The sequence below is a fragment of the Megasphaera lornae genome (assembly GCF_000214495.1).
Taxonomy (GTDB): domain Bacteria; phylum Bacillota; class Negativicutes; order Veillonellales; family Megasphaeraceae; genus Megasphaera; species Megasphaera lornae.
Genome location: NZ_AFIJ01000012.1, coordinates 1 through 517, shown reverse-complemented (window position 1 = coordinate 517; position 517 = coordinate 1). Strand labels below are relative to the sequence as shown.

Annotated in this window: 1 pseudogene; it reads right to left on the bottom strand. The window is 38.5% G+C overall.

From position 1 onward, the window contains the following. Window positions 1-517: pseudogene (locus HMPREF1039_RS02400) on the bottom strand (hypothetical protein); the annotation flags it as partial.

Sequence of the window (517 nt, the reverse complement as noted above, 5' to 3'; positions counted from 1 at the left end):
TGGTCTTCCCCTAATTTTACAGTAAACGTATTATCCGCATTATTTTGATCAGTAATATATACGTCAAACCCTTGGTTGGTCTTACTCAAGTTATTCGTTACATTCGTAATAGTTTGTTGCGTTGCAAACAACTGACTGCCGTTAACGGCATCTTTGCTGTTTGCCGATACGTCACCTTTAGCCACATTATGGATAGCCGTACCCGTCGTCGTGTTTCCTGCCAAGGTAATGGAATTTTTGTTGACTGTATCATCGTTATTCTTGTCATATTTAACGGCATAGTCCTTAAAGTGTTGTTTATCTTCATTAATTGCCTTGTCTACTTCCGACTTCTTCGCTACGTCTGTAATCGTAACATTTTCTACTTTACTGTTCGGATGTTTCGTATCTTTTACCTGCAAGACAATTTCATGTTTTTCGTTAACACTGTACTTCTTATCGGCTGCACTTTCGTTTTCTACCAACTGATAATCCGTTGCATCTTTCTGCGCTTGATCCAGTTTTTCCAATACTTTTG